Consider the following 11,338-nt stretch of genomic DNA (forward strand, 5'->3'; position numbering starts at 1 on the left):
GTCACACAGTCACACTGTCTCTTTTTTTTTTTTTTTTTTATTTTTTTTTTGGGGGGGGGGGTTTGGCGACTCATTTGGGCCACAAGGGGGCGTTTAAACAAAGGACCGCCCCCCCCCCCCGCAAGAGAAAGTAAAAAGAGCAAAAATTTTATAGAAAAAATATTTAAGAAAAGATAAAAGAGCGGATTGCTTCGGACAAGCCCTCACAAGGACAAATTCTGAACAATCTATTCGTGGCGCAAAGCGTCAATGGGATTCAGCCTTGAAGCGCGTCTTGCTGGGAGATAGCCAAATAATATCCCCATAAAAGCCGAAAACACAAAGGCAACTAATGCAATGGTATAATCAAAGTTAAAAGGCAATTCCATAACATAGCAGATTCCAAGCGAACCTACAAACGCCAAAACTACCCCCAAGATTCCACCCAATGCACTAAGCGTCAAGGCTTCTATCAAAAACTGCAATAGCACTTCACTCTGCATTGCACCAATCGCCAAACGCGTGCCAATTTCTCGCGTGCGCTCTGTTACAGAAACTAACATAATATTCATAATCCCAATTCCTCCAACAATCAAACTCACCCCAGCAATCGCCCCTAAAAAAATCGTCAAATTCGCAGTGGTATTTTGCATCATTTCTATGATTTGCTTTGTGTCCATAATCTCAAAATCATCTTTTTGTCCCTCACGCACATTACGAATCTCACGCAAAGCATTTGAAATTTGTGTCGTGGCTTGTGTGGAATCCACATTATCTTTAAGCGAAATCATCAACCTTGAAATATTATACAATGTGCTAGACTTAGAGATGCTGCGTTGATAGGTTTTCAAAGGTAGCAAAATCACATCATCTTGGTCATTTCCCATTGCTCCTTGCCCCTTTTCCTCCAAGATTCCGATACATTCACATACAATATTACCTAGTCGGATTCTACTTCCTAGAGGATTTGTAGAGGATTTATCAAATAGGTTTTTTTTCACACTTGCGCCGATAATGCAAGTATTGCTTCCTGCACGATAATCTTGCGCACTAAAAGTTACCCCATAAGAGATATTCCAATTTGTAGCGACAAAATAATCTGCATTGACGCCTTGAATTTGGGTTTGTGTGTTTTCTTGTCGGAATTGCACAAGAGCGGAAGTTGCTACAATTGGTGCAATCGTGCGTGTAATATGCCCCACTTGAATATTTAATTCTTTGATATTCTCTAAGCTAAAAAGCTTTCTTCCTCCACCGCCTATGTTTTGACTTCGTGCAGGAAAGACAAGCAAAATATTGCTACCTAAACTACTCATACGCTCGGTAATCACTTGCGTTGTGCCATTTCCAAGTGTAATCATAATTACAACTGCCCCCACACCGATAATAATCCCAAGCATTGTCAAAAGTGCGCGCAAAAAATTGCGTCTAATCTGACGAAAAGCGAGGAAAAAGGCATTTAAAATCATATTTATTCCTAATTGCGTTGTGCTTGCACGCTGTTGGATTCCCCATTTTGAGATATTTCACTTCGCCCAATAGGAGTTGCAACATCTTGTATGCTTTGCGATTCTGTATTTGCAGAATCGCTCTGCACCAAACCATCTAAAAACATAATTTCGCGCGTAGCATATCGCGCCATTTCTGGCTCGTGCGTAACCATAAGAATCGTAATCTTAGAATCTGCGTTTAAACGCGCTAAGATTTCCATAATCTCTATACTTCGCTTAGTATCTAAATTCCCTGTGGGTTCATCGGCAAGCAAAAAGAGCGGATTAGAGGCAATCGCTCTAGCAATTGCCACGCGCTGTTGTTGTCCCCCGCTTAAAGCATTACTTTGATGATTATACCATTTCTCTAAACCCACCATTTCAAGTGCTTGCATAGATTGTCTAATGCGCTCTTTTTTAGGCACTTGGCGATAAAGCAAAGGAAGTTCAACATTTTCTAATGCCGTCGTGCGAGGCAAAAGGTTGAATCCTTGAAAAATAAAACCGATATAATGCCGCCTCAAAAGGGCTTTTTGCTTTAGATTCAAATTACAAACATTGACTCCGCAAAACTCATAGATTCCACTACTTGGGCTATCTAAACAACCCAAAATATTTGCCAATGTGCTTTTGCCACTCCCACTTGGACCCATAAGTGCGACAAAATCACCCTCTACAATCTCTAAACTAATCCCGCGCAATGCTTCAAAGAGATTGGGTGGCTTTCCATAGGTTTTATGGATATTTTGCAAGCGAATAAAAGACATTATTTTTCTTCTTTTTGCGCAATAATCACTTGCATTCCTGCCTGAATAGAATCGCTAAAAATTTGTGTTGAGATTCCATTGCTAATGCCTACTTTCACAGAAACTTCCTTAGGGACACCATTTTCTAATACCCAAACACTAGAATTTGCTTGCTGCTTGCTTCCGCCTCCACGTGTGCGTGGAGGACGCATACCTAAACCAAAAGAACTTAATTTTGAAGAGGATTTTGCAGAATCTTTCTTAGGAGTTATCGGAGTAAAATAAAGCGCACTAGAGGGAATCAAAAGGGTATTTTTAGCAGAATCTGTAACAATATCTGCAGTCGCGCTCATTCCGGGCTTGAGTAGCAAATCTTGATTACTGACATAAATGCGCGCCTCATAGCTTACGATGTTATCTGTGCTTTCGCTCGCACCAAAATTCACTCTATCTACCACCGCTTCAAAAGTCTTTTGAGGATAGGAATCCACACTAAACTTTACATTTTGCCCCACTTTGACTTTGCCAATATCTGCTTCAGAAATGCTAACATTTAACTCCATTTCCTCTAAACTTTCTGCAACAATAAAAAATTCTGGTGCTTGGAAGCTTGCCGCAACACTCTGCCCTACTTCAATGGAGCGACTAAGCACCACCCCATCTATTGGCGTTGTGATATGCGCATTTTTCAAATCTACCTGTGTGGAACGAATCGCAGTTTCAATCTCTTTAATATTTGCTTGACGCAGCTCCACCTCACTTAAAGCGGCGTTGTAATTTGTCTTTGCAGTTTGCAAATCAAGCTTGGAAGGTGTTTTGCCTTGCGTTGTTTTAAAAAGCGTTTGAAGTTGCTTATACTGCCAAGTCTTTTCCTCTAAACCTACCTTTGCGCTTTTTAATTGCGCCTTTGCACTCTGAAGTTGCGCTTCATAGCGGTAGAGGTCTTGTTCAATACTTTCACTATCAATTTTAGCAAGCACTTGCCCCTTGCTCACCTTATCATTCACATCTACAAGCACTTCAAGCACGATTCCAGAAATCACTGAACCAATGGACACTTCGTGCGTTGGAGAAAGCGTGCCATTAGCACTAATACTTGTAGAAATATCTCCCAAAGTTACTTCTTGTGTCGTATAAAGATAATTTGGCTCTCTTGTTTGCCACCAATAAAAAAGTGCAATACACAAAACTAGAAAGCCTGCAATTCCACCCCAAATCGTCAAAATTTTTTTGTAATTTTTCTTTGGATTTAAATTTTTTAAAATCTCTATTGTTGATTGCATTTTATTCCTTATTTACCAAATGTTCCGCCATAGAAACGAGATTCAAGTCTCCGCCAAAAGCCTTATAAAGCAGAACAAAAGCCTTGAGATTTTCAAATTTTGCGGTATTGAGCGATTTTTGTGCATTATTAAATGCAGCGGCATTAAGAGCATATTCTAAGTTGTCAATCAATCCCACAAAATAACGGCTAGAAGAAAATTCAAAATAGCTTTGCGCATTTTTTGCTCGTTTTTGACTATTTTGCAGTTGCAATTCTGTGCTTTTGACATTGAAGCTTGTGTTTTCAATTTCACTCAAAGCATTTTTTAGCGATTTTTGAAGTGTGAGATAAGATTCTTTCAAAAGTGCATCTTGCAAAAAATAATTTTGCGTTAATTGTGTGCGGTTTAAAATCGGCGCGGTAAGGGAGCTAGCAAATTGCCACGCAAGATTCCCGCTTGCCTGCGCATTAGAATCCAAAATCTCATTTAAATTTGCGCTGATAGACAGCACAGGAAACAAGCTTGCCTTAGCATTTGCCTTGGTATAACTCTGCGCATACAGACTAAAAAGTGCCGCTTTAATATCCGGACGCGCGAGTAAAACATTTGCAGGCATAGAATCCAAATGCAGCTCTGTTGGCGCATTTGGGGAGATTTGAGATTCTACTACAAAAGGAAGTTCTAATGTATCTAGCAAGATTAATAAGGCATTTTTATTTTCCTCAAACGCGCTTTTTAGGGATTCTAAAGTGTTTTGCTCATTTGTCAATAAATCTTGCTTTTCGAAAAGTTCTGTGCTATCTAGCAAACCATTTTCAACCTTTAAACGCGTCAGCTCCAAAGCGTCTTGATAATGCACAATATTTTCCTGCGTCAAAATAAGATTATAAGAGGATTCCAGCAATGTAAAATAAAGAATTGCTACATCGCCCAAAAGCGTGATTTTAGCATTTTCTAAATCTTGCAAAGATTTCTCATAAAGAGAGACTTTGGCATTTTTGGCATATTGCAATCTGCCAAACAAATCCACTTCCCACGAGAGAGTCGCACCTACTGCAGAGGTATAGGATTGGGTTTTTTGTATGGGTGTTGTATTGGTGCGTGTATGCGATTCATTGGCATTGACACTTCCATCTACGCTTGGAAAGATTGCTCCCCACGCACTTTTAAGTTGTGCCTTAGCCTGTAAGATTCTTGTATTCATAATTTGCAAATCCAAATTATTGCCTAAAGCAATTTCAAAAAGATTCGCCAAAGTAGAATCGTTAAACAAAAGATTCATTTGCTCTATTGGCGATGTTTTAGCAAGAGGTTGGGATTCCATATCTACGCTGATTAAAGCGGTATTTTGGAAAGTTTGTGGGAGTGCTTGAGTGATTTCTGAATCTTTTGGCAAATTTGCAGCACAGCCAAAAAACATTCCACTTGCAAATGCTAAGATTGTAAAATGTCTCCACGAAATCTTATGCAAAATCTGTTGCACCAAAATATCTCCTTAAAATAAAGCCAACATTCTAACCAAAAACCCTAAAGCAAATGTGAATTTTCCATCAACTACAACATTCCACAAAATCAATGAATTAAAAACAAACTTTAAGGATTTTGTAGAATCTGTTGTGTATTGATTTTGAAATCAAAGTATTTAGAGCGTAACCTAGAAGCAGCAACGGCTGTAAATTGCGAAGCGGCGGCACTAAAATTTTTTTCTTGCAAAAATAAGATTCCATTTGCGATTCTTGTTTCATAATTTGTCGGTGCTTCCAATTTGGAAAGCTGTAAAAGTGTAGCGGCATTTTCAATATGTCCTGCGCCAATAGCAGCCACTGCACCCAAAAAGAGTGTTTGCGTATCTTGTTCTTTAAAATCATCAATCAAGCTGTTATAAAGCGTAAAAGATTTTTCAAATTCCTGTAAATACAAATAAGTCAATGCCAAAGCCTGAATCACCCCGCGTGCGTCTTTTTGTTCGGTAATAAGGCGCATATCCAAATCTTGCTGAATGTAATGCAAAGTCCCGATAATATGCGCAACTTCAATATACATTTCACGCACAACAGACGCTCCATAATAAATAGAATCTCGGTTAATTTTTGGGTCTTGGTAATAATTTTGCAACTTCAAAGCAAGAGATTTGGGCTCGTCTTGATAATTAATAGCCAAAAGTGTTAAAAGATTGCTAATGGGGTCATTAGGATAGAGACGTTTCAATCCTTCCGCAGATTTCACAAGCAAGGTTTGATTATTCATTTGCACGCCTTGCGCAAAATCCAAAGCATAATAAATCGCAACATTGTCTTCTTTATTTTCAAGAGACTGCAAAGGCGTTGGAACACCATCTCTTGTGAAATTTAACAAAGCTTGGATAAATTCTTGCTCCTCAACATTGCTTTGAAAATTGACAATTTCTCTTCCAATTTCACTCTCCAACCGCCCCGTATCGCGATAGGTTAATTTGGCAGTAATAAGGGCAAAAATTCCTGCATACAAGTCCTTTGGATTTAAGTGAAAAGAACGTAAAAAATGCTGATAAGCCGCGTCAAAATTACCCATTTGCGCATAATTTAACCCTAAATTATAATGCAAAATAGAATGATTAGGATAAGCATTGACAACTTCTACCAATAAGGCATTGGCATTCCGAATATTTCCATTAAGCGTTTCTAAAATCGCATTAGCAATATTGCGATTCATTCTTGAAATAGTTTGCCCACGCAGCAGAATCTCTTTTGCCTCTTGCAGATTCTCTATCCGAATATTAATGCCACCCTCTTGAATCACATTAAAAGCTTCTTTAGCGTCAAAGACTTTATAAGACGCAAAATAAAACAAAATATTATAGGCATTGAGTTTTTGCCCTGTAAAATTATCCCAAAAACGTTTTTGAGCAACATTAATATTGAAAAAATCATCACGCAAAGTAATTTTAATCGGATAAGGATTGCGGTCTAACGCTTCTTGATTTTGAGAATATTTATTTGCAAGCCGCGCAGCCTGACTATATTCTGTTAATTGCAGTTTCACAAGCATTAAGGCAATATCGGATTCTAAAGTGCTTCCAAATGTATCAATGCTTTGCATTAAAAGCTTGTTTGCTTCATTGTAATCCCCAATGCGCGCATAAAGCAAAGCAAGGTTAAACCAAGTTTTTGGGTCAGTAGAATTTCTATTCAACGCATCAATGGCTTTATAATTGTTATTAAAATACGCATACATCGCAGCTAAAAGTTGATTCGTTTCTTCTTGATAATAATTAGAAGAAGAATGAATCAGAGAAGAAAAAGCTTCCAAATAATTACCCAAATAAAAATTTGTCAGCGCATACAGATAGGAATAAATAGGCAGATTCCCTGTTTTTGGGAGATAAGTTTGTGCAAGCTGCAGATAATAACGATATTTCAAGGGCTCTTGTAGATACAAAGAACAAATTGCGGCATTTAGGGAACTAATTACTCTATCTTCCCCTAAATCAATAGCTTTTTGGAAAGAATTTAACGCCTCCAAATAGGATTTTTCTTCCATTTGTGCCACACCTAAATTGTAATTGGAAAGCCCTTCAGAATAATTAGAAATCTTGTTATACAAATCCAATGCCTCTCGTTTATTGCCACTAGTGTAAAGAAAATTTGCTTTTTTAATTAATGCCTCTAAGTTTTCGGCATCCGTAATAATATCTGCCCCCTTTTTGATGCTAAAATCTATGGGTGGCAAGGCATTCGTTTGAGTTTGTGGCGGATGAACTTCGCGCGTCAAAACTAAACCAATCAGAAAAATAAATCCAAGTATAAGAAACCCAAATAAAACCGCCAAAATAACACTTGTTTTTTTATGCTGATTGAAAAACTCCAAAAGTTTTTCAATTTTATTTTGCGGTTTAGATTCTTGTGGTTCTTTTTTTAAAATATCATCTAAAACACCAAAATTGTCATCAAGCTGAATTACTTGATTGTTTTCTTGATTTTGTGGCATAAAACTACCTCAAATAGGGCTCTAAAACTAAAGGAATCTTAATATTCCCATCTTTTTGTTGATAATTTTCCATAATCGCAACCAATGTGCGCCCCACTGCTAAGCTTGAACCATTTAAGGTATGGACTAATTGATTTTTCTTTTTAGAATTTTTATAGCGAATCTTTGCGCGTCTTGCCTGAAAATCGCGTGTATTGGAAATAGAACTAATTTCACGATAGCAATTTTGTCCCGGTAACCATACTTCAATATCCACCGTGTTGCTTGCACAAAATCCCAAATCCCCTCCACAAAGCTGAACCAAACGATGAGGAAGTCCCAAAGAAACCAAAAGCTCTGAAGCACACGCAATCATACGCTCTTGCATCATATCACTTTCTTCTGGCGTTGTAAGTGCAACCAACTCTACTTTGTCAAATTGATGTTGGCGGATAATTCCACGCGTATCACGCCCCGCACTTCCCGCTTCTTTTCTAAAGCAAGGTGTATAAGCCGTCAGCATAAGAGGTAATTCCTCTTCGTCCAAGATTTCATCGCGATAAAGATTCGTAAGCGTTACCTCTGCTGTGGGTATCAAATAAAGTTCGTGTCCTTTTTTGGCATTTTTTTCATTGGATTCCTCTTCTTCAAATTCAGAGATTTTAAACAAATCATTTTCAAACTTTGGTAACTGACCTGTGCCAAAGAGAGTTTGTGTATTTGCAATAGCGGGTGTTCCAATCTCACTAAAACCGCGTTTGGAGTTAAAATCCAACATATAATTAATGAGTGCGCGTTCTAACTTTGCTCCCATACCCATAAACACGCTAAAGCGGCTTTTTGCAAGCTTCACCCCACGCTCAAAATCAATCCACCCATTTTGTTCGGCTAGCTCCCAATGCTCTTTGGGTTTAAAATCAAAATGTGTAGGTTCTAACACTTTTTTAATCTCCACATTATCCTTTTCATCTTTTCCAAAAGGTGTTTTAGAATCAGGAATATTAGGAATATTATGAGAAAACTCTTGTAGTTTATTTTCCCACAATTCTACTTCTTGAGAATAAAGCGCAATTTGCCCTTTGAGCAAATCACATTCCTCTTTGAGCGCATTAATATCGCCCCCTTCTTGCTTGATTTTAGCAAATAGCTTGGTTTTGGTATTTTGCGTAGCTTGCAATTCCTCTAAAGCAGATTTTTTTTGTTTATAATTCAAACTGCTTTCACGCAATGCATTTAAAAATACCGCGTCAATATTGCGTTTAGACAATTTATCCATCGCCTCTTCAAAGTGATTTGTAAGAAGTTTTAAATCAATCATAATAAATCCCAAAAAAATTAAATGGCTAGATTCTACACTAAGGCTTGTTAAAACACACTAAAAAATTTATAAAAATCATTCGAAATTATGCAAGAATAATGTATAATCCAAATTTATGTTTAAGCTTTAAAAGAGTTGGGTTTAATCTAAAAATAATTTGCTTTGGAGAATTAAATTTGAATTCAGTTGGAAATTTTGCAATTGTGCTTGGGATTTTATGTTTAGTATCCATTGTAGTTCTGGCAATTACCGCAATTTCAGTCAGCAAAAGTGGAAGCAAACTCACTTCTTTTGAAAAAAAGATTCTCTTTGCAGTAGCTTTTTTGCTTTGCTTTGGAATCATCTTACTCTACATTTTTTCTAATTTAAGCCTATTTTTTGCATTATTTTCTTAGACCTTTTGGTTTTTCCAAATACCACTTTGAAAAATTTTCCAATACACAAACGCACGCAAGAAAGTTTCCAAACAAATACAAAGGTAAATATAAATTGCAGGATAACCTCTTGTAGCAATAAAATAACAAGGCACAACGCGTAAGCCCCAAATCATTATGCTATTAATCACAAGCGTAATTTTTGTAATGCCCGCTCCACGCAATGCACCATCAAGAATACAAATAAACGCAAAAGCAACTTGCGAGATTCCAATAGGCACAAGATAATGGACGCTCGCACGAATCGTAGCGGAATCCTCACTAAAAAAACTAGACCAAAAGGGAGCAAAAACACTCATAAAAGCCCCCACAACCCCCATAAAGATTCCGCCAAGCAGTAGAGTATTAAGGGTGGAGTATTTTGCCTCTAAGGGTTTTTTTGCTCCAAGATTCTGCCCCATAAGTGCCATTGCGGCAATCATAAAGCCAAATCCGGGCATAAAAGCAAATCCCTCAATTCTCGTAGCAATTTGATAACCTGCTAAATCATAAGTCCCATAAAGTGCGACAAATTTCGTCATCACAATGATTGCAAACAGCGTAAAAAGACGCTCGCAACCGCTAGGGATTCCGACAATAAAAGCCCGTTTAATATAATCAAAATTGATTCTGCCTCTAAGCGAAATGGGGCTATTTTTATAAAACAAAAGACAAGAAAAGAGCGCGGAAGTTTCTAAAAAATTAACTACCAAAGTTCCGATTGCCGCACCCACAACACCCAATGCAGGCACAAAAAGGAATCCAAAAATCAAAGTATATTTCACAATGGGATTTAAAAGTGTAATAAAAATTTTAATATAAAAAGGCAGTTTCGTTGCTCCAGCTGCTGAAAATGCAGAAATGCTTACTTGTTTTATCAACAATAAAGGCACGCTAAAAAGCACGATACTTAAATAATTGCTTCCAATTTCGTGTGCTTGAGATTCTATCCCAATCCAAGTAAAGAAAAATTCAAAGCCCCAAAACGCAGACAGCATTAAAGGCAGAGAAAACAAAAAGGCGGCAAAACTCAAACTCATTACCGCTTCGTTAGCAGCCTTTTTGTCGTTTGCCCCCAAAAATCGTGAGACCAAAGCACTATTTCCAACAAAAATAATCGTTGTAAAGGCAAAAAGTAGCATAATGAAGTTTAAGCTCACCCCTACAGCAACAATCGCACTTGCTCCAAATGTGCCAATCATCAGCAAGTCTATGGAAAGATTAATAATATCCAAAAGCGAATTTAAACCAGAGGGAATTGCAATATTTAGGATTCTATGGCTACGCTCTTTGGAATAAAATCGTATTTTATTGCGCATTTTTTTCCTTTTGCTTCTTAGCTAACAAATCAATGAAATTGTAATTATTTTTTAAGATTCTTTCTTGTATTTTTGGACAAAAACATAACATCAAATTGTAACAAAAATCCTGCAGAGACTCTTAAAAAGAAATCGTGCAGAAATACAAAGAAAGTTTTACAAAATAAGGTTTTACACAGAAATATTTAAATGCACAATCGTGCCATCTTCTTTGGTTTGTATAGAATCCTCTTCTTGCGTATCTTGCGATTCCTCTTCTTGCTTTTTTCTTTCTTTTTCTTCTTCGGGTTCTTTGCCATTTCCCTCACGTTCATCGTTTGTTTCAAGCACTTCTTCAGTAGGGCGCACTTCTGTAATCTCATCTTGTTTATCTTGCATTTCCTGCAAATTCACCATTGCTTGAAAGTCAAGTTTGACTTGAGAATTTGCGTGTTGCACAGAACCCACTTGGGCATTTTGATGAATATGGGTGATATTGCCGATAGGAGAAACTGCCATAATTAGTCCTTTTTAAGCTGAATCGTTTGCGCTTTGGCATAAACGACATTTGCACCTAAGGTGATTTTAACAAATTTACGCTTGGTGTAATCCACTGCGTAATTTTCACCACAATCTCTTGTAAATCCTGCTAAAATTTGTGCAGCTTTGCGTAAGATTATATCAGAAATTTTAGTCTTTCCGCAATGAATAATACAATGCGAGCTTGGGATTCCACGAATATGCAACCAAATATCCTCTGCTTTGGCGGCTTTCAGCAATGCAATATTTTCTTTTTCATTTTTACCAATAGAGACTTTAATACCCTCTACGAAAAAACTTTCAAAGAATTTTTGTTTCTGTTTTGCTTCTTTTATGTTAGATTT

At 37.4% G+C, this 11,338-nt stretch carries 9 protein-coding genes and 1 pseudogene; 1 reads left to right on the forward strand and 9 read right to left on the reverse strand.

Features of this window, described 5'->3' with window-relative positions; genetic code table 11:
* Positions 1-227: 227 nt before the first annotated feature.
* The 6 genes from K2N75_RS08335 to serS form a co-directional block, all read right to left on the reverse strand.
* Positions 228-1,448, reverse strand: coding sequence for an ABC transporter permease (locus K2N75_RS08335; RefSeq protein ID WP_297681334.1), 1,221 nt, complete (start codon positions 1,446-1,448; stop codon positions 228-230).
* Between the two features lie 8 nt (positions 1,449-1,456).
* Positions 1,457-2,236 carry an ABC transporter ATP-binding protein gene (locus tag K2N75_RS08340; RefSeq protein ID WP_297681332.1) on the reverse strand — a complete coding sequence of 260 codons (780 nt, stop codon included), beginning with the start codon at positions 2,234-2,236 and terminating at the stop codon, positions 1,457-1,459.
* The gene (locus tag K2N75_RS08345; protein ID WP_297681331.1) at positions 2,236-3,498 is read right to left on the reverse strand and encodes an efflux RND transporter periplasmic adaptor subunit; all 1,263 of its coding nucleotides are present in this window, start codon (positions 3,496-3,498) and stop codon (positions 2,236-2,238) included. The genes K2N75_RS08340 and K2N75_RS08345 overlap by 1 nt, the downstream gene beginning before the upstream one ends.
* 1 nt (position 3,499) lies before the next feature.
* On the reverse strand, positions 3,500-4,963 hold the full coding sequence (locus K2N75_RS08350; RefSeq protein ID WP_297681329.1) for a TolC family protein: 1,464 nt from the start codon (positions 4,961-4,963) through the stop codon (positions 3,500-3,502).
* A 110-nt stretch (positions 4,964-5,073) separates the two neighbouring features.
* Positions 5,074-7,446 (reverse strand): tetratricopeptide repeat protein, encoded by a 2,373-nt coding sequence (locus K2N75_RS08355; protein WP_297681328.1) that lies wholly within the window; start codon positions 7,444-7,446, stop codon positions 5,074-5,076.
* Between the two features lie 4 nt (positions 7,447-7,450).
* On the reverse strand, positions 7,451-8,743 hold the full coding sequence (gene serS, locus K2N75_RS08360) for a serine--tRNA ligase (protein WP_297681326.1): 1,293 nt from the start codon (positions 8,741-8,743) through the stop codon (positions 7,451-7,453).
* Positions 8,744-8,919: 176 nt separating this feature from the next.
* Between serS and K2N75_RS08365 the strand changes: the two genes are divergently transcribed.
* On the forward strand, positions 8,920-9,138 hold the full coding sequence (locus K2N75_RS08365) for a hypothetical protein (RefSeq protein ID WP_297681324.1): 219 nt from the start codon (positions 8,920-8,922) through the stop codon (positions 9,136-9,138).
* Here the strand turns inward: K2N75_RS08365 and K2N75_RS08370 are convergent.
* The 3 genes and pseudogenes from K2N75_RS08370 to K2N75_RS08380 form a co-directional block, all read right to left on the reverse strand.
* The gene (locus tag K2N75_RS08370; protein ID WP_297681322.1) at positions 9,135-10,475 is read right to left on the reverse strand and encodes an MATE family efflux transporter; all 1,341 of its coding nucleotides are present in this window, start codon (positions 10,473-10,475) and stop codon (positions 9,135-9,137) included. The genes K2N75_RS08365 and K2N75_RS08370 overlap by 4 nt on opposite strands.
* A 171-nt stretch (positions 10,476-10,646) precedes the next feature.
* Positions 10,647-10,973, reverse strand: a complete 327-nt coding sequence (locus tag K2N75_RS08375; protein ID WP_297681321.1) for a hypothetical protein — start codon at positions 10,971-10,973, stop codon at positions 10,647-10,649.
* Between the two features lie 2 nt (positions 10,974-10,975).
* Positions 10,976-11,338, reverse strand: a pseudogene (locus tag K2N75_RS08380) (hypothetical protein); the annotation flags it as partial.

Source organism: Helicobacter sp. (assembly GCF_029067145.1).
Lineage (GTDB): Bacteria > Campylobacterota > Campylobacteria > Campylobacterales > Helicobacteraceae > Helicobacter_D.